The following is an 18,979-nucleotide window of genomic DNA, read 5'->3' as shown; positions in this document are numbered from 1 at the left end:
TGGATCGCATGCACACACGAATCGTGTGACGTGGGCAGGCCAAGCCGACATCTATTACTAAGGCCGTAAGCAACAACATCTGTCAGGAGTTACTGATGAGTAACCAAGCCGTAAACTCTACACCACCGGCGAATTCGAGTCGCATGGATGGTTTTCTTAATTTTATCGAACGTGCCGGCAATAAAATCCCAGACCCGGCGATTCTGTTTTTCTGGGCGTTGGTGATCGTTTGGGTTGCCTCTGCACTGCTGTCGAATGTCAGTTTTGATCTGGTGAACCCACGCACGGGTGAAGTCCTTGAGATCAACAACTTGTTGACCGGGCAATCACTGGCTCATTTTCTCGCCAACATGGTGAGCACCTTTACCAGTTTTGCTCCGCTTGGCATTGTTCTGGTCGCCATGCTTGGAGTTGGCGTTGCGGATTCCTCAGGCTTTATTACCACGGGCCTGAAGAAAATGCTCAACTACACGCCGGCGAAACTGCTGACGCCGATGCTGATCTTGGTGGCCATCGTGTCGCATACCGCCGCTGATGCGGGGTATGTGTTGGTGATTCCATTGGGCGGTATCATCTTCCACGCTGCCGGACGTCATCCTTTGGCGGGCATTGCGGCGGCATTTGCCGGTGTCTCGGGTGGTTTTTCTGCCAACTTTATTCCGTCGGGGATCGACCCGCTGCTCGCAGGCTTTACTCAAACGTCAGCGCAGGTACTGGACGCGACGTATCAAGTGAACCCGCTGGCGAACATCTTCTTCACGGGTCTGTCGTCGATCATCATCGTGGCCATTGGCTGGTATGTGACTGAGCGCGTGATTGAACCGCGCCTGAAACGCATGCCCGTGGATGAGGATGCCGAAGACGCGCCAGATTTAGGCTCGTTTAGCGCCATCGAATCAAAAGCTTTTCGTTACGCAGGCAGCGCGATGTTGCTGGGTATTGCACTTTTGGTCGCGGCCTTGTGGCCAGAAAACTCAGCGCTGCGCTCTCCAGACGGTGAAATTACGGCGTTTTCAGCACCAATCATGAAGTCGATCGTGCCGCTGATTTTCATTCTGTTTATCATTCCTGGCATCGTCTATGGCCGTGTGTCCGGCACGTTTAAAAACAGCAATGATGTGATCAAGGCGATGTCGGGCACCATGTCGACCATGGGCGCGTACATTGTGATGTCGTTTTTCTGCGCGCAGTTCCTGTCTGCTTTTGGTCAATCCAACATTGGTACAATGCTGGCGCTGTACGGTGCTGAAGGGCTGAAAACTCTGAATCTTCCGGGTGAAGCGACCATTGTCGGCATGATTTTACTGACTGCGATGGTGAACCTATTGGTCGGGTCAGCGTCGGCGAAGTGGGCGCTGATTGGGCCTATTTTGGTGCCAATGCTGATGGCGGTGGGAATTTCTCCTGAGTTGTCTCAAGCGGCGTACCGCGTGGGTGACTCCGTGTCGAACATCATTTCTCCGTTGATGGTGTTCTTCCCGCTGGTGGTGGTGTACTGCCAACGCTACGTGAAGTCGACCGGGATCGGCACATTAGCCTCTTTGATGATGCCATTCTCGATCGCGATGTTGATTGGTTGGACGCTGTTCCTATTGGCGTATTGGGCGATGGGGATTCCTATGGGCATCCAAGCGCCGTACACGTACACGCTTTAATCCATCATCGGTACAAAAAAAGCCCGCAATTGCGGGCTTTTTGACGTTGAATGCCGGCGATTTACGCCTTGAGGTATTGCGCGTGAAATGCCAAATGTTCGCCGATAAAGCTCTGAATGAAGAAGTAGCTATGATCGTAACCGGGCTGCATGCGCAGGGTGAGATCAAGGCCTTTCTCCTTGGCGACTTGGGCCAAGGTTTCCGGTTGGAGCTGCTCGTGCAGGAAGCTATCCGCTTCGCCCTGATCAATCAAAATCGGCGTGCGTACAGCATGCGACTGAAACAGTTCGACCGCGTCGTACTGCGCCCACGCTGATTTGTCGTCGCCGAGATAATGACGAAATGCTTTCTGGCCCCATGGCACTGCCATCGGGTGACAGATAGGGCTGAACGCTGAGATCGAGGTGTAGTGGTTCTGGTTTTTCGCGCCAATGGTCAGCGCGCCATGGCCGCCCATGCTGTGACCAGCAATCGCTTTACGTTGATTGACTGGAAAGTGCGCTTCAATTAATTGCGGCAACTCATCTACGATGTAGCTATACATTTGGTAGTTGGCCGACCACGGCTCCTGCGTCGCGTTGAGGTAAAAGCCTGCGCCCAAGCCAAAGTCGTACGCGCCCTGCGCATCATCCGGTACATGGTCGCCACGCGGGCTGGTATCCGGTGCGACGATCGCGATGCCAAGCTCTGCCGCTTTTTGAAACGCGGCCGCTTTCTGCATAAAGTTTTCATCGGTGCAGGTCAGTCCCGATAACCAGTACAGCACGGGCACTGGGGCGCTGGCGGAGGCTTGCGGTGGCAGATAAATCGCAAACCGCATGTCACAGTTCAGCACGTCCGACGAATGCTGGTACTGCTTGTGCCAGCCATCAAAGACTTTTGCCTGCGTCAGGTGGGTTAAACTCATGAAGACTCCTTGATGGGGGACAAACGGTCACTCAAACCGTTGACGCTGCCGCGTAAGGCAACTGCGTCAACGTGATGTGGTTTGCCCCGCATTAATGGGGTGAGCGATTATTTGAAATGGATGACCGTGCGAATGCTTTCGCCTTTGTGCATCAAATCAAATGCGTCGTTGATTTGCTCCAGTGGCATGGTGTGCGTGATGAACTCTTGCAGGCCGAACTCTCCAGCCATGTATTGTTCCACGATGCCCGGCAACTGTGAGCGACCTTTCACGCCGCCAAAAGCACTACCACGCCATACGCGGCCGGTTACCAATTGGAATGGACGGGTTGAGATTTCCTGGCCTGCACCGGCTACACCGATGATGACGGATTCGCCCCAACCTTTATGACAGCATTCCAGCGCTTGGCGCATCACGTTGACGTTGCCGATACATTCAAATGAGAAATCCACGCCGCCGTCGGTCATCTCGACGATCACGTCTTGAATCGGTTGGTCGAATTTCTGTGGGTTAATGCAATCGGTCGCGCCCAGTTGTTTGGCCAGCTCGAATTTGCTTTCGTTGATATCAACGCCGATGATGCGGCTTGCGCCCGCCATGCGTGCGCCAATGATCGCAGACAGGCCGATGCCGCCCAGACCAAAGATCGCCACGGTGTCGCCTTCTTTCACTTTGGCGGTGTTCATGACCGCGCCCATTCCCGTGGTGACGCCACAACCCAATAGGCAAATCTCTTCTAATGGTGCTTCTTTGTTCACTTTCGCCAGTGAAATTTCTGGCAGCACGGTGTATTCAGAGAAGGTTGAGCAGCCCATGTAGTGGAAAATTGGCTCACCATCTTTGTAGAAACGTGTGGTGCCGTCTGGCATCAAACCTTTGCCTTGGGTGGCGCGCACGGCGCTACACAGGTTGGTTTTGCCGGATTTACAGAATTTACACTCACCACATTCAGCGGTGTACAGTGGAATGACGTGATCGCCTACGGCCACGCTGGTCACACCTTCGCCAACCATTTCCACGATGCCGCCACCTTCGTGACCCAAGATCGCTGGAAAGACGCCTTCTGGATCATCGCCCGACAGGGTAAACGCGTCGGTGTGACACACGCCCGTAGCCACGATGCGCACCAGCACTTCGCCTTTGCGCGGCAGCATGACGTCGACTTCTTCCATTTTCAGGGGTTGATTCGGGCCCCAAGCGACGGCGGCGCGAGATTTGATGAATTTGTCTTGAGACATGAAGTGGTTCCTTTTGATTGATACAGGGTTCGTGTGAAGAAAGGCCGTTGAATGCGCTTTCTACCAAGAGTTTCAGTATAGTCCTTTTACTCTGCGTGATAATTGAGTCAAAATGAGAATAACTTTTACGATATTGTAATAATAACGCAGTGAATGAGGCGATATGGCAAGTTGGGAAGGGGTAAGCGAGTTTGTGGCCGTTGCCGAAACGGGTAGCTTTACGCGCGCAGCGCAGCGCTTGGCGACGTCGGTGGCAAATGTCAGCCGCCGCATCGCACTGCTGGAAGAGCGTTTGGGGGTAAAATTACTGCTGCGCACCACGCGCAAAGTGTCGTTGACGGAAGCGGGGCAGGTGTATTACCAACAATGTCGCGCGTTGCTCGAAGGGTTGGAACAGGCCGAACTGACAGTCACGCAGATGCAACAAACGCCCAAAGGCAAACTCAAAGTGACCGCGCCGGTGACGTATGGCGAGCAGAAAATCGCGCCGCTACTGCATGACTTTCTATTGCAGCATCCTCAATTGGAATTGGAGTTTGTGCTCACCAACCAAAAACTCGATTTGATTGAGCAAGGCGTGGATGTGGCCGTGCGCTTGGGGCAGTTGGGTGATTCCAGCTTCATCGCGCGCCGCTTGAGCAATCGCAACCTGTACGTGTGTGCCACGCCGCACTATCTGGCGCAATACGGCACGCCTCATACTTTGTCTGAATTGACGCAACACAGCTGTTTGGTGGGCACTCACGATCACTGGCGGTTTAAAGAGAATCAGCAGTCGCGTGCCATTCGCGTGCGCGGCCGTGTGCATTGCGCCAGTGGCGTGGTGCTACTTGATGCGGCGCTCAAAGACATGGGATTGGTGCAATTGCCGGATTATTACGTGGAAGCGCATTTGGCCAGCGGCCGTTTGGTCGAAGTGTTGCCCGCCTATCGCGATGAGCGGGAAGGGGTGTGGGCGCTCTATCCGCAAAACCGCCACTTGTCGCCCAAAGTGCGCCTGCTGGTGGATTATCTGGCCCAGCATTTATCTGCGCCGTCGATGCCGTTATAATGCCGCCCCCAATTGAATGAGGTTTCCATGACAGACACACGCGCCCCATTTTCTCCCGAAGATGAACAATTCATGCGCCGCGCGATGGCGCTGGCCGAGCAAGCTGAAGCGGAAGGGGAAGTGCCCGTCGGTGCGGTGCTGGTGAAAGATGGTCACATCATTGCCGAAGGGTGGAACCGTTCGATTGGCGCTTGCGATGCCACCGCGCATGCTGAAATTCAGGTCTTGCGTCAAGCAGGCGAAGCGCTGCACAACTATCGCCTGCTAGAGACCACGCTGTACGTGACCTTAGAGCCATGCCCGATGTGCGCAGGGGCGTTGCTGCACAGCCGCGTGAAACGGATTGTGTATGGCGCGCCAGATCTCAAAGCGGGCGCGGCCGGTACGGTGCTCGACCTGTTTAGCAGCCAAGCGGCTTATCACTACGCCACGGTGGAGAAAGGCTTGCTGGAAGACGAGTGTCGCCAGCAGTTACAGGCATTTTTCCAACGACGCCGCAAAGAGATCAAAGCGCGAAAAGAGGCCGAGAAATTACGGGCGGCTCAAGATGATTCGTGTCACCCCGGTTCTGCTCAGAATCAAGACGACGCGCAGTAACCCATCGAGATCGACCCCGTGCTGCGTGACGATGCGGCGTGAAAGGTGAGCGGGCAGCGAAACCAACGCTCGGTCAACGCGTCATGGGTCACGAGTAAATGGATCAACGAGGAAATAAGGTAACGAGGAATGGCAACGATGAGCAAACATCCCCATGAGGTAGATGTTTGCCGCGTGAATGTTTCAGTCCGATAACTGTACGAACGCACGATGGCGAGCCAGCACTTTTTTCTTGGTATTGGCGAGCATACGGCGGCGACGGTTGGCTGAGACGGCTTTACTTAGGAGTTTTGAGTGCCGTTTACGTTTCAGCATAAAACACCCTCCTACAACGGACGACAAAGAAGAACCCCTTTCCGGACCGAACAGAGGGCCGCCTTCTCCTTTGCGGTCAGCGACCAGATGTCGTCTGTCCAGTGGGTTGAATACGTCCGTTCTGTTGGGTCTGTCATCCCAGCGCATCATCGTGCGTGAGGATGTTCTTCAGCAGGGAACCCAAAAAAATAACAGCTTATCGTGTTTTGATTGCACTTGATTGTCACTGCTTTGAGAAATCACGCAAGCGATCAAGTTCACACATCTATCTTTGGGTTTCCCAACTGAAAATCAAGTGGTTATTTATTGCTCACATTTTGCGCTGAACTGGCCGAGGACACGGTTTCTTCGCTCGACGCCAGTGACTCATCAAGATCGCTATTGTCGTCGATGATCTCCTCTTCTGGCGTGATCACCAGTAGATCATCGGTGCCTGAATCCACACTGGTCACCTGTTTTTGTTCCATGTGGCCGATGATGCTCTGATAGTAACGACGAATGTTTTCCACGTACGACAGCGCTTCATCACCTCGCGCGTAGCCGTAGCGCGTTTGCGTGAAGTATTTTTTCTGACGCAACTGCGGCAGACGATCTTTCACGTCCGCCCACGCATCCGGCGAACCGCCTTGCAGTTTGGTCAGGCGGCGGGCATCCATCATATGGCCGTAGCCGACGTTGTACGATGCCAGCGCAAACCAGATTTTCTCGTGATCGGGAATCGAATCAGGAATGCGTTCCATCATGCGGCGCAGATATTCCACCCCGCCACGCACCGATTGCTCTGGATTCAGGCGGTTGGTGACATCCACGCTGCGCGCGGTAGGAAGCGTCAGCATCATCATGCCGCGCACCCCAGTGGGTGATTTGGCATTCGGATTCCAGTGCGATTCTTGATACGCCAAGGCCGCAATCAGGCGCCAGTCAAACTCTTCCGAATATTTTTGGAATAGAGGCATCCATTTTGGCAAACGGGAATCGAGCGCGCGAATAAAGGCGCGTGTGTCGACATAATCAAAGGTGCCGATATGACCAATGTATTTCTCTTCCAGAGACGCGAGGCTGCCGGACTGTTTCAGATTGCCGAAAAATTCAATCATCATCGCATACAGGCTTTCATCATCAGAGCGGCGCATAAACCACGAGATTGGCTGATCTTCGGTCATCTCAAATGCGGTGGCGATGTCGGGATAGATGCGTTGTGACAGGGAAATTTCCACTGAATCGGCCATGGTGAATTTGAGTTCGCCTTGAGAAACCAACTTGAGTAGGTCGTTGACATCAGCATTGTTATCAACGTAATAGCGGAATTCCGGATACGTGCTTTTCAACGAGTCGAGGGTGTTTTCAAAATGGGAATCGTTGACCACACTGAAAATCGGCGCGTCGCCGCTTTCCAAATACAGTTCATCCTGTTTGGCGATCAGTTGTTCGATATTGCGTGGGCGCCATTGGCCTTTTTTGTACACCACTTGCTGTGACACGTAGTAGTAAGCCGGACCCGCTCGGTAATCTTTCAATCGCTGTTCGGATTGGCTTAAACCGGCGGCAATGATGTCGATTTCGCCATTTTTCAGCGCGGGAAACAGGCTCGACAATCGGTAAGCCGGCTTCATTTCGAGTTTGACGCCCAGCTCACGGGCAAATTCACGCGCCAGTTCGTAGTCCAGACCCGAGGGGCCGTCTGGACCGATGTAATAGGAGAGTTGGTTGTTGAGGGTGCCGACACGCAAGACACCGCGCGCGCGGATTTGCTCGAGTTCACTTTTCGGCTCAGAGTCGATTTGGCACCCAGCAAGCAGTAGAGCCAGCGCAGCCAAAAAGAGGGCGCGACTCGCAGCAGCGAAAGAAAGCTTGGTCATTAATTCGGGATCTCTTACATCAAGTAGTGTCTTTATATCAAACCCCACACACTTGGCAAAGTTTTGCGGCTGCATGTGAGGCGTGTTGTTGAATCTTTGAGCAAATGAGTTGTAATTCAAATTTAACGAAAAAAATGACGCAAACGGTTGCTTTTAGTGTTACGTCACAAAAAAAAATCATCTATAATGCGCACGCAATGGAGAGGTGAAATCGGTATAAGTTCGCAAATGACCATATAAATTGCTGTTATTTATATGAATTTATTCCAATTACATCTTAATCACTTGTATATAGAGACCTAAGCACATGAGAATTTTGCGTGGCTCCCCAGCTCTTTCCGAGTTTCGTGTAAACAAACTACTTGAAACTTGTCGTGAACAACACCTGCCTGTAACTGGCATCTATGCTGAGTTCATGCACTTTGCAGATCTCAAAGCAGACTTGGACAGCCAGGAACTGGAAAAGTTAGAGAAGCTGCTGACTTACGGTCCAACCATTCAAGAACATGAACCTCAGGGATTCCTCCTGCTGGTCACGCCTCGTCCGGGCACCATTTCCCCTTGGTCATCCAAAGCGACTGATATTGCGCACAACTGTGGTCTGGCGTCGATCAAACGTCTGGAACGCGGCACGGCGTACTACGTCGAGAGCGAAACTGCGCTGACGGACGCGCAAGTGACGACACTGAAAGCTCTGTTGCACGATCGCATGATGGAAGTGGTGTTTGCGGAACTTGATGCGGCACAAGCGCTGTTTAGCGTGGCTGAGCCAGCGCCGCTGACGCAAGTTGATATCCTGGCCGGTGGCCGAGCTGCGCTAGAAGAAGCAAACGTTTCCCTTGGCCTTGCGCTGGCGGAAGATGAAATTGATTACTTGGTGGAGAGTTTCATCAAGCTGGGTCGCAACCCCAATGACATCGAGCTGATGATGTTTGCTCAGGCGAACTCTGAGCACTGCCGTCACAAAATTTTCAATGCGGATTGGACGATCGACGGTGTTGATCAGGACAAATCGCTGTTCAAAATGATCAAGAGCACCTTTGAAACCACGCCGGATCACGTGCTGTCTGCCTACAAAGACAACGCAGCGGTCATGACCGGTTCGAAAGTCGGCCGTTTCTTCCCGGATCCGGACTCACGTCAATACACTTACCACCACGAAGATGCCCACATTCTGATGAAAGTGGAAACGCACAACCACCCAACGGCAATTTCGCCTTGGCCGGGTGCTTCAACCGGTAGCGGCGGTGAAATTCGTGATGAAGGCGCAACCGGTATCGGCGGTAAGCCAAAAGCCGGTCTGGTTGGCTTTACGGTCTCGAACCTGCGTATTCCAGACTTTGTTCAGCCTTGGGAAAGTGATTTTGGTAAACCCAGCCGCATCGTGAGCGCGCTGGATATTATGTTGGAAGGCCCGCTGGGTGGCGCGGCATTTAACAACGAATTTGGTCGTCCAAACCTGCTGGGTTACTTCCGTACTTATGAAGAGAAAGTGACCTCACACGCGGGTGAAGAGATCCGCGGTTACCACAAGCCCATCATGATTGCTGGCGGCATGGGTAACATTCGTGACGAACACGTGCAGAAAAAAGAAATCCCGGTTGGCGCGAAACTGATCGTGCTGGGCGGTCCGGCGATGAACATCGGTCTGGGCGGTGGCGCAGCGTCTTCTATGGCGTCGGGTCAGTCGGCAGAAGATTTGGATTTTGCTTCCGTGCAGCGTGAAAACCCAGAAATGGAACGCCGCTGTCAGGAAGTGATTGACCGCTGTTGGCAAATGGGCGACGACAACCCGATTGCGTTTATCCACGATGTGGGCGCGGGCGGCATCTCCAACGCACTACCTGAGCTGGTGAACGATGGCGATCGCGGTGGTATTTTCCAACTGCGTGACGTGCCAAACGATGAACCGGGCATGAGCCCGCTGGAAATCTGGTGTAATGAATCGCAAGAGCGTTATGTACTGGCGGTTGCGCCGGAGCACATGGCGGAATTTGATGCTATTTGTCAGCGTGAGCGCGCACCTTATGCCGTCGTCGGGGTGGCAACGGAAGAGCGTCATCTGACGCTGGAAGACAGCCACTTCGACAACACGCCAATCGACATGCCGATGGACATTCTGCTTGGCAAGCCGCCGAAAATGCACCGTGAAGCGACCACGCTGAAAGTGACCAGCCCGGCGATTGACCGCAGCGGTATCGAACTCAATGACGCGGTGGATCGCGTGCTGCGTCTGCCGGCGGTGGCGGAGAAAACCTTCCTGATCACCATCGGTGACCGCACGGTGACGGGTCTCGTGGCGCGTGACCAGATGGTGGGTCCTTGGCAGGTGCCTGTGGCCAACTGCGCGGTCACAGCTGCAAGCTACGACACGTACCACGGTGAAGCGATGTCAATGGGCGAGCGCACGCCGGTTGCTCTGCTCGACTTCGGCGCATCGGCACGTCTGGCGGTGGGTGAGTCACTGACCAACATCGCGGCCACCGATATCGGCGATATCAAACACATCAAACTGTCCGCGAACTGGATGTCTCCTGCCGGCCACCCGGGTGAAGATGCGGGTCTGTACGAAGCGGTGAAAGCTGTCGGTGAAGAGCTGTGTCCGGCGCTGGGTCTGACTATTCCGGTTGGTAAAGACTCGATGTCGATGAAGACCAAGTGGCACGAGAACGGTGAAAACAAAGAAGTGACTTCGCCGCTGTCGCTCGTCATTACCGCGTTTGCGCGTGTGGAAGATGTGCGTAAGACCATCACACCACAACTACGTACGCCAGCGACCATGGAAGGACTGGGTGAAACGTCTCTGGTGCTGGTGGATCTGGGTAACGGTCAGAATCGTCTGGGTGCGACGGCTTTGGCGCAAGTGTACAAGCAGTTGGGTGATAAGCCGGCTGACGTGGATAACGCCGAGCAACTGAAAGGTTTCTTCGATGCGATGCAAACGCTGGTTCGCAACGACAAGCTGTTGGCTTACCACGATAAAGGCGACGGCGGTCTGTTTGTCACGCTGGCTGAAATGACGTTTGCGGGTCACTGTGGTGTGAAAGTCAACATTGAAACCTTGGGTGATGACGCACTGGCGGCGCTGTTCAACGAAGAGTTGGGCGCGGTGATTCAGGTTAAGAACGATGAACTGAATGCGGTCTTGGCAACACTGGCGGCCCATGGCCTAGCAGCGTGTTCACACGTGATTGGTGACGTTGACGCATCGGATGACTTCGTGGTGACTTCGGGTGAACAAGTTCTTCTGCAACGTTCACGTACCGAACTGCGTACCCTCTGGGCGGAAACGACGCACAAGATGCAAGCCATGCGCGACAACCCAGCGTGTGCCGATCAAGAATTTGCAGCGAAAAAAGACAACTCAGACCCAGGTCTGAACGTGTCACTGAGCTTTGATGTCAACGAAGACGTCGCGGCACCTTACATCGCTGCGCCTATGGTCAATACCGGTGCGAAGCCGAAGATGGCGATTCTGCGTGAGCAGGGCGTGAACTCACACGTTGAAATGGCGGCAGCCTTTGACCGCGCCGGCTTTGACGCAGTCGACATTCACATGAGCGACATTCTGACCGGTCAAGCGGTACTGGATGCCTACCAAGGTCTGGTCGCGTGTGGTGGCTTCTCCTACGGTGACGTGCTGGGCGCGGGTGAAGGTTGGGCGAAATCGGTGCTGTTCAATGTGCAGGCTCGCGAACAGTTCGAGCAGTTCTTCAACCGTCAGGACACCTTCTCGCTGGGTGTGTGTAACGGCTGTCAAATGTTGTCTAACCTGAAAGATCTGATCCCAGGTGCAGATTTGTGGCCACGTTTCGTACGCAACGAATCGGAGCGTTTTGAAGCGCGCTTTAGTCTGGTTGAAGTGCAGAAGTCGGATTCTGTATTCTTCGATGGCATGGCGGGCTCGCGTATGCCGATTGCGGTCTCTCACGGTGAAGGTCGTGTGGAAGTTCGCGATGAAGCGCACCTCAATGCGATTGAACAATCTGGTACAGTTGCCGTGCGTTTCGTGGATAACTTCGGTCAGCCGACGCAGCAATACCCGAACAACCCGAACGGTTCACCGAATGCGATTACCGGTCTGACAACACAAGATGGCCGTGTCACCATCATGATGCCGCACCCAGAGCGTGTCTTCCGCACTGTGGCGAATTCATGGCACCCAGACCACTGGGGCGAAAATGGTGCTTGGATGCGTATGTTCCAAAACGCGCGTAAGAACTTGGGTTAATCCCAAACCATGACGACACAAAGGCTCTGCTTCGGCAGGGCCTTTTTTATGCATGCCATTTATCAGGCCTCCCTTGAGAGCGAATGAATTGATGTGAAATTTTATTGCTTGATAAACAAGACGTTAAAATTTTTCTTCTACATGGCGAATTCGCGAATTTCACTTTCTTGCGCAAAGTCAAAGTAATCCGTCCTTGCTGTGCAAGAATGATCGGATCAAAAAATTTGAGTCTCAGTCTGCATAGCAAATCACATCATGTCTCTCACTATGCAGTTGTTGATGGGAAATACCGAAAAATAACGCCTAAAGGGAGCCATCCCAAGATGAAAAGAAAGGATTCTTGTTCTCGCGAAAATCATATCAGTCCCTAGGTCGATACGGACTGCGGCTGTATTTCCCACTGTCAGTCTAAGTTGAGGATTGTTATGGTCTTAATTACCCTGAATGGAAAGCCTTGCCACGTTGACCCCCATCAAAGCTTATGGCTTGCTGCGCAGCAGTGTGGCGTGATCATTCCCTGTTTATGTGGTTCGGAAGGCATTCAACACCATTGCGGTTTGTGTGACATCGAGGTGGACGGCGCAGGGATCGTGAGCGCCCGTGACTGCAAGCCGCGTGATGGAATGGTGGTGACGACCAACAGCACGGCACTGGAGCTGCGCCGCAAACATCGCCTCGAAACGTTGTTGGATAACCCCAATATCACTTGTAGTCTGCCGCCATGTCAGGTGGCGTGCCCAGCCAAAGTCGACGTTCAGTTGTATCTGTCTCTGATTGCCAACAATGAGCTGCAACAGGCTGTCGACGTGATTAAAAACACCTTGCCCATGCCGCTGTCGATAGGCCGCGTGTGTCCGGCGTTTTGCGAGCACAAATGCTTGCGCCGCAATGTGGATGAATCTCTAGCCATTCGCCAGTTAAAACGATATGCCGCCGACTACGATGTTACGGCGGCGCCATCCTTGCAGCCCGAACGCAAACCGGCCAAAGGGAAGAAAATCGCCATTGTCGGTGCTGGCCCGGGTGGGCTGAGCTGCGGTTATTTTCTTGGTCGCGAAGGGTATGAGGTCGATATTTTTGAGGCCATGCCACAAGCGGGCGGGTGGTTGCGTTACGGTATTCCGGAGTTTCGGTTGCCGAAAGCCATTTTGGATCAAGAGATTGAGTTGCTGTGTCAGCATGGGGTGACGCTGCATACCGGCCAAGTGTTGGGCGAGGACTTCACGTTGTCGGCATTAAGTCAGCAGTACAGCGCGGTCTGTTTGGCTGTCGGTGCTTCTCAAGCCAGTGCGATGGCGTATGCAGGCAGCGATTTGGCCGGGTGTTTTCTGGGCGTGGATTTTCTAAAAGACCATGTGCTGGAGCGTAAACTGGCGCTGGGCAAGAAAGTGGCCGTGATTGGCGGTGGGAACACGGCGATCGACTGTGCGCGCACTGCGTTGCGTCGTGGCGCAGAGGTGACGTTAATTTATCGCCGCACGCGGGAGGCCATGCCTGCTGAACCTTACGAAGTCGAAGAAGCGGAGCATGAAGGCATCGCGTTTCGTTTCCTCACCAACCCGATTGAAAACATCGCTGATGAACATGGCCGAGTCAAACAGGTGGTGTTAGAGAAAATGGCCTTGGGTGAACCCGATGCAAGCGGCCGACGTTCACCAACCCCAACTGGCGAAACGGAGACATTGGCGTTTGATACGGTGATTGCCGCTGTCTCGCAGCAGACCGATACTCGCTTTTTAGAAGGCGAGGCGATGGCGTTGAATCTCAGCCGCCACAACACCATTGACGTGGATGAACACACCATGTTTTCAGGCGTGGGGAATATTTTTGCGATTGGTGATGTGCGCCGCGGACCGGCGACGGCGATTGAAGCGATTGCCGATGCGCGCGTGGCTGCGCAGAGCATTGATGCGTCGCTCGGTGGTGACATGGCGCCTTTGTATACGCGCTCTTTCCGCTCACGCAATGCGTCACGCACTGCACATTTGGTGCGCCCTGATCATGCGCAGCGCGTGAAAGAGAGCTTGAAAACCATGGCACGCGGAAACAGTGATGCGGTCAAAGCGCAGCATTATCAGTGGGCGATGCAGGGGATCTTTCGCGCCAAAATGCCCGAAATCGACATGGCGCGCCGGGTGACCTCGTTCGCCGAAGTTGAGACTGGGTTCAGCGCGGAGCAAGCATACCACGAGGCACGGCGCTGTATGAGTTGTGGTTGTCATGAGGGCAATCAGTGTAAATTGCGCTGCTATGCCACCGAGTACGACGTGCATTTGAGCTGAGCCATGAAAGGCGGCAAGTGCTGCGTCTAAATACACAACGAGCCCGTCATGACGGGCTCGTTGCTGTTTCGATGCTTCCCCGCTCGATGAAACTTGGGGAGCGGATCGGGCGGCTTGGTGGAAAAGCGCGCTTAACGAAATTGGCCGGCTTCTGGCAAAAACTCAAACCCGGCCGTCGCCAAGCGAGCTTCTAGCGCTGCACGATCAATCTCAAAATAGGCCACCAATTGGTTCAGATCGCCGCCGAAGTCATCACGCAGCTTCATATTCACGATGCTCATCAGCATCACGGGATCCATGGTGGCAAAGTTCGCCAAATTCATGTTTAGTCCTCGAAATCAGAAATCAATAAGTTCGCCGCGGCAAACGCCGCTTTTTCGCGGGCTTCCTTGGGCAGGGAAGTGTCTGCGGCGATGTCATTGAGCGCACGTACGGCACAAGAAATCGCCTGCGGCACGTACCCTTGGTCACCACTGCCAATTTGTGCGTACAGCTCACGCACCAAATCACAACACGCATAAACTTGCATGATTTTATCCTCTAAAAAAGTCTCTGCATCCAATATACACACACCGCTCCCCGCTGACAAAACTGCGGTTTGCGTTGGCGCAAATTCCGCGTGCAATTGGCGATTTATTCTTCGCGGACTTGTTGATGGAGTTCGGCGATCAGCGCGTCGTCCAAGCGAAGCTGTTTCGCTAATTCGCTTAAGTACGCTTTTTCCATAAAGCTCTGCTCATCGACGATTAAGCACGATGCGAGGTAGAGTTCGGCGGCTTGAGCCGGTGTTTGTGCGAGGCGGGCGATGTCCGCCGGATCGAGCGGTTTCTTCAATTCCAGCTCAATCAAGGTTTGTACGCTAGCGTCGGCGCCCAATTGCTGCACAGCTTGATTGATGTGTGCCATTTCGTGCTCATCGACATGGCCGTCGGCTTTGGCCGCCGCGATCATTGCTTTGAGGATCAGTAACTCATGGCGGGGATTGTGTTCATCGAAGGTGGCCGCCGGAGGGGCAGAAGCTGGCTGTTTGACTTGCCAATCGTTATATACCTTGTACGCCAAGGCACCCAAAGCCGCTGCGCCGCCGATTTTCAGTGCGCTTTTGCCCAACTTCTTGCTTTTCTTCGAGCCCATCAATACGCCAAGCAGGCCGCCACCAAGTGCGCCGGCGCCGAACGTGGCGAGTGTGCTTTTATTGCGGGTGAGGGATTGCGCGCGCTGGGTGCCTTTTTGCCCCCATTCTGAATTCAGCGCTTGATTGAGTAACGCTTTCAGATCCATAAGTCACCTCCTTGAGTGTCTAGACAGTCTAGAAAGGGGCAGATGAACCCACGATTAATCGCATAAAAAAAGCTGCCCGAAGGCAGCTTTTCAAACTCAGTTGGCGATTAAGCCAGTTGCGCTTTGATGTGCTCAACGATCTGGTCGATGGCAATCGCAGTTTTTTCACCGTTGCGACGGTTTTTGTATTCGAAGTTGCCTTCGTCCATGCTGCGGTCACCGATCACGATGGTGTGAGGAACACCGATCAGCTCCATATCTGAGAACATCACGCCTGGGCGTTCTTTACGATCATCAAACAGTACGTCGATGCCAGCGGCACTCAATTCAGCGTACAGTTTTTCTGCTGCTTGTTGAACGCGCTCTGATTTGTGCATGTTCATTGGCACGATCGCCACTTGGAACGGTGCAATCGCATCTGGCCAGATGATGCCGTATTTGTCGTTGTTCTGTTCAATCGCTGCAGCAACCACACGTGAAACACCGATGCCGTAACAGCCCATTTCCAGAATCACGTTTTTGCCGTCTGGACCAAGCACGCTACAGTTCATTTTTTCAGAGTAGTTGGTGCCCAGTTGGAAGATGTGACCCACTTCGATGCCACGTTTTAGCATCAGGGTACCTTTGCCACATGGGCTTGGATCGCCTTCCACGACGTTACGTAGGTCAGCCACTTTACCCAGCGCGACGTCACGACCCCAGTTGATGCCGAAGTAGTGTTTGCCGTCGATGTTGGCGCCAGCGCCAAAGTCGCTCATGACCGCGACAGTGCGGTCCACGATGAATGGCAGTTCCAGACCGACAGGACCCAGTGAGCCAGGGCCTGCACCGATTAGGGCGCGAATTTCTTCTTCGCCAGCCATTTCTAGCGGCGCGGCCACTTCAGGCAGATTTTCTGCTTTGATTTCGTTCAGTTCGTGGTCACCGCGTACGATCAACGCAATGATCGCAGCATCGACCTCGTCAGACGCTTTCACAAACAGGGTTTTAACGGTTTTCTCGATTGGTAGACCGTGTTGCTCAACCAATTCTGCGATGGTTTTCGCGTTTGGCGTATCAACCAGCGTCATCGCTTGGGTTGGTGCATCGGCTGCAGCGGCTGGCGCTAAGGCTTCTGCTTTTTCGATGTTGGCCGCGTAATCGGATTCTGTTGAGAACACGATCAAATCTTCGCCGCTTTCCGCGAGGACGTGGAATTCTTGCGAACCGTTACCACCGATCGCGCCGCTGTCTGCCAGCACTGGGCGGTAATCCAGACCCATGCGATCAAATGCTTTGCAGTAAGCAGCATGCATGGCGTCGTAAGATTTTTGCAGGCCTTGCTTGTCAAGGTCGAAGCTGTACGCATCCATCATGGAGAATTCACGAGCACGCATCACGCCGAAACGTGGGCGGCGTTCATCACGGAATTTGGTTTGGATTTGGTACAGGTTCAGCGGCAACTGTTTGTAAGAGCTCACTTCGTTACGTACGAGCGCAGTAATCACTTCTTCTGCTGTTGGGCTAAGAACAAACGGACGAACGTGACGGTCAGTAAAGCGAAGCAGCTCAGGGCCCATCTTCTCGCTGCGCCCTGTCTCTTCCCAAAGTTCAAACGGCTGAACAACGGGCATCAACGTTTCGATAGCACCTGCGCGATCGATTTCTTGACGAACGATGTTTTCGACTTTACGCAATACGCGCAGACCAGTAGGTAGCCAGGTGTAAAGACCTGAGGCTAGCTTACGGATCATACCTGCACGTAGCATGAGCTGGTGGCTCACGATTTCTGCGTCGTTTGGAGTCTCCTTCAGAGTAGAAAGAAGATAGTTACTGGTACGCATTTAAGTATCCGTTTTTCAAAGTTTTAAGGAATCGCAACGCCTTGGAGTGTTCAAGTTGGCCTTTTGGGCCGCTGAATGGATTCACAAGGGTATCGGTCGCGACTAAAAATAAATTAGCGGCTCATAATATCAGCCTATTGCTTTTGTCAAAAGCGTTCTATTGCGGTCACTGTCACTAAGTTACCGTTCACCGTGAATTTCACGTTCAAATCGTACAAATTGACCGCATATTCCTTCATGTCCGGTTTGTTTTTTTTGTACGCCGGACGTGGATCTTGGGCCAGCACTTCGTGAATCACGGCTTGCTGCTCTACGCCATGAGGCGAGCGATGCAACACCTCTAGCGCGGCCGGGGAAAAGGTCACTTGCGCGAGCTCTGGCTCGGCTTCAGCATAGCCGCCTTGCGCATCAGCAATGGCATCGGCGTAGGGAATATACGGTTTGATGTCGATGATCGGTGTGCCATTCACCAGATCGACGCTGCCGAGATCGAGATAGATCTGATCGCCCTGTTTGCTGACGCCACGCAAGGCAACCGCGGACATGCCAATGCCATTGGGGCGAAATGTTGAGCGTGAAGCCAACACCCCAATACGCTCATTGCCTCCGAGACGCGGCGGGCGTACGGTCGGTTTCCAGCCCGCTTGCAGGTTCTGATCAAACAAGAACAACAACCACAGATGGCTGAATTGCTCAATGCCGCGCACGGCTTCTGGGCAGTTGATTTCGCCCAACAGTTTGACGCGGGCACGGGCGCTCGGTACCAAACGTGGCTGACGGGGCACGGCAAACTTCTCTTGATACGGGCTTTCGATAACCGCAATCGGATCGATGGTGTGCATAACTTCCTACTTCACGCCGACCAATGATGGGCGGCAAATTTTGCGCGTCACGCGCCGAAAAAAAATCACATCGTACCAGCGCGCTAAGTGGCTGTTTTACCGAAGCGGAGGGCTGGTATGCCGATGAACTTGGCAAAAAATAGCATATTCCTCTCGACAAATCGCTTGCAAAACCGCATAGGTGAGAATTACTATTATTTAAAATGTTATAACATAACAATTCAACCAAGGAGAAAAGTATGAAAGCAGGCATTCATCCGAACTATCGACCGGTGGTGTTTCACGACACCAGCATCGATCACTATTTTGTGATTGGTTCTGCGCTGCAAACCGATCAAACCATCGAATGGCAAGGTAAAACCTATCCCTACATGGCGATCGATGTGTCGTCGGAATCGCATTCGTTTTACACCGGTAAACAGCGAGCGGTACAGCAAGAGGGCCGAATCGCTAACTTCAATCGTCGTTTTTCCCGTTTTGGGGCGAAGGAGCAATAAATGAAAGTACTGAGTTCACTCAAAAGCGCAAAAAATCGCCATCCAGATTGCCAGATCGTCAAGCGTCGCGGGCGTTTGTATGTCATTTGCAAAACTAATCCGAGGTTTAAAGCCGTGCAACGCTAAGTGATTGGCATATTTAATAATGGCGTCCATTGATATTATTTTATCTTATGTGTTGTTAATGGTTTTATAATCTGATTAATTAGCTTGTTTACGTTACATTATTCTTGTTTTGAAATCATTTGTAACATTTGTGATTTTAATCTGTTCCCTTCCTCAAGTACTCTGCGCCAGCTTTTGACATTTTCGTCACATTTGCTCAGGAATTACTACAAGGAGGGAACGGATGAGTTCATCTGCTTCAATAAACCAACCTGCACCAAAAAAGCCCTTTTTTA

The 18,979-nt window shown here is 53.0% G+C and carries 16 protein-coding genes; 7 read left to right on the top strand and 9 right to left on the bottom strand.

Annotation, left to right across the window (positions count from 1 at the left end):
• Positions 1–95: 95 nt before the first annotated feature.
• Positions 96–1,655: an AbgT family transporter gene (locus VFA_RS21660; RefSeq protein ID WP_038152727.1), complete on the top strand. Its 1,560-nt coding sequence runs from the start codon at positions 96–98 to the stop codon at positions 1,653–1,655.
• 61 nt (positions 1,656–1,716) lie between these two features.
• On the opposite strand, the gene fghA is transcribed toward VFA_RS21660, so the two are convergent.
• Both fghA and VFA_RS21650 read right to left on the bottom strand, forming a co-directional pair.
• A complete protein-coding gene (fghA, locus tag VFA_RS21655) occupies positions 1,717–2,562 on the bottom strand; it encodes an S-formylglutathione hydrolase (RefSeq protein WP_004729248.1) in 846 nt (281 codons plus the stop codon).
• 107 nt (positions 2,563–2,669) lie between these two features.
• Positions 2,670–3,800, bottom strand: a complete 1,131-nt coding sequence (locus VFA_RS21650) for an S-(hydroxymethyl)glutathione dehydrogenase/class III alcohol dehydrogenase (protein WP_004729246.1) — start codon at positions 3,798–3,800, stop codon at positions 2,670–2,672.
• A 163-nt stretch (positions 3,801–3,963) separates the two neighbouring features.
• On the opposite strand from VFA_RS21650, the gene VFA_RS21645 reads away from it, so the two are divergent.
• Positions 3,964–4,851 carry a LysR family transcriptional regulator gene (locus tag VFA_RS21645; protein WP_004729245.1) on the top strand — a complete coding sequence of 296 codons (888 nt, stop codon included), beginning with the start codon at positions 3,964–3,966 and terminating at the stop codon, positions 4,849–4,851.
• Positions 4,852–4,878: 27 nt separating this feature from the next.
• Positions 4,879–5,448, top strand: coding sequence for a tRNA adenosine(34) deaminase TadA (gene tadA / locus VFA_RS21640; protein ID WP_004729243.1), 570 nt, complete (start codon positions 4,879–4,881; stop codon positions 5,446–5,448).
• A 183-nt stretch (positions 5,449–5,631) separates the two neighbouring features.
• On the opposite strand, the gene VFA_RS24190 is transcribed toward tadA, so the two are convergent.
• Both VFA_RS24190 and mltF read right to left on the bottom strand, forming a co-directional pair.
• Positions 5,632–5,763 (bottom strand): hypothetical protein, encoded by a 132-nt coding sequence (locus tag VFA_RS24190; protein ID WP_004729240.1) that lies wholly within the window; start codon positions 5,761–5,763, stop codon positions 5,632–5,634.
• 299 nt (positions 5,764–6,062) lie between these two features.
• Positions 6,063–7,622 (bottom strand): membrane-bound lytic murein transglycosylase MltF, encoded by a 1,560-nt coding sequence (gene mltF, locus VFA_RS21635; protein ID WP_004729238.1) that lies wholly within the window; start codon positions 7,620–7,622, stop codon positions 6,063–6,065.
• Between the two features lie 307 nt (positions 7,623–7,929).
• Here mltF and purL point away from each other — a divergent pair, with 307 nt between their 5' ends.
• Together purL and VFA_RS21625 are read left to right on the top strand one after the other, a co-directional pair.
• On the top strand, positions 7,930–11,853 hold the full coding sequence (purL, locus tag VFA_RS21630) for a phosphoribosylformylglycinamidine synthase (protein ID WP_004729235.1): 3,924 nt from the start codon (positions 7,930–7,932) through the stop codon (positions 11,851–11,853).
• Between the two features lie 425 nt (positions 11,854–12,278).
• Positions 12,279–14,135, top strand: a complete 1,857-nt coding sequence (locus VFA_RS21625; protein WP_004729234.1) for an NADPH-dependent glutamate synthase small subunit — start codon at positions 12,279–12,281, stop codon at positions 14,133–14,135.
• A 131-nt stretch (positions 14,136–14,266) separates the two neighbouring features.
• On the opposite strand, the gene VFA_RS21620 is transcribed toward VFA_RS21625, so the two are convergent.
• From VFA_RS21620 to tsaA, 5 genes are all read right to left on the bottom strand, one after another.
• Entirely contained in the window at positions 14,267–14,458 is a 192-nt protein-coding gene (locus VFA_RS21620; RefSeq protein ID WP_004729232.1) for a DUF4250 domain-containing protein, read from the bottom strand.
• Positions 14,459–14,460: 2 nt separating this feature from the next.
• On the bottom strand, positions 14,461–14,664 hold the full coding sequence (locus tag VFA_RS21615; RefSeq protein WP_004729231.1) for a YaeP family protein: 204 nt from the start codon (positions 14,662–14,664) through the stop codon (positions 14,461–14,463).
• 104 nt (positions 14,665–14,768) lie between these two features.
• Positions 14,769–15,416, bottom strand: a complete 648-nt coding sequence (locus tag VFA_RS21610) for a tellurite resistance TerB family protein (protein WP_004729230.1) — start codon at positions 15,414–15,416, stop codon at positions 14,769–14,771.
• 107 nt (positions 15,417–15,523) lie between these two features.
• Positions 15,524–17,239 carry a proline--tRNA ligase gene (locus VFA_RS21605; protein WP_038152724.1) on the bottom strand — a complete coding sequence of 572 codons (1,716 nt, stop codon included), beginning with the start codon at positions 17,237–17,239 and terminating at the stop codon, positions 15,524–15,526.
• 146 nt (positions 17,240–17,385) lie between these two features.
• The gene (gene tsaA, locus VFA_RS21600; protein ID WP_004729226.1) at positions 17,386–18,081 is read right to left on the bottom strand and encodes a tRNA (N6-threonylcarbamoyladenosine(37)-N6)-methyltransferase TrmO; all 696 of its coding nucleotides are present in this window, start codon (positions 18,079–18,081) and stop codon (positions 17,386–17,388) included.
• Between the two features lie 239 nt (positions 18,082–18,320).
• Here tsaA and VFA_RS21595 point away from each other — a divergent pair, with 239 nt between their 5' ends.
• Together VFA_RS21595 and ykgO are read left to right on the top strand one after the other, a co-directional pair.
• Complete coding sequence (locus VFA_RS21595) at positions 18,321–18,578, top strand: type B 50S ribosomal protein L31 (protein WP_004729223.1); 258 nt, start codon at positions 18,321–18,323, stop codon at positions 18,576–18,578.
• On the top strand, positions 18,579–18,704 hold the full coding sequence (gene ykgO / locus VFA_RS21590; protein ID WP_038152722.1) for a type B 50S ribosomal protein L36: 126 nt from the start codon (positions 18,579–18,581) through the stop codon (positions 18,702–18,704). It begins immediately after the preceding gene.
• Positions 18,705–18,979: the final 275 nt, after the last annotated feature.

Origin of the sequence: Vibrio furnissii CIP 102972 (assembly GCF_000176175.1) — a bacterium.
GTDB lineage: Bacteria > Pseudomonadota > Gammaproteobacteria > Enterobacterales > Vibrionaceae > Vibrio > Vibrio furnissii.
Note: the sequence above shows the minus strand (reverse complement) of the source record. Positions and strands in the feature narration are given on the sequence as shown.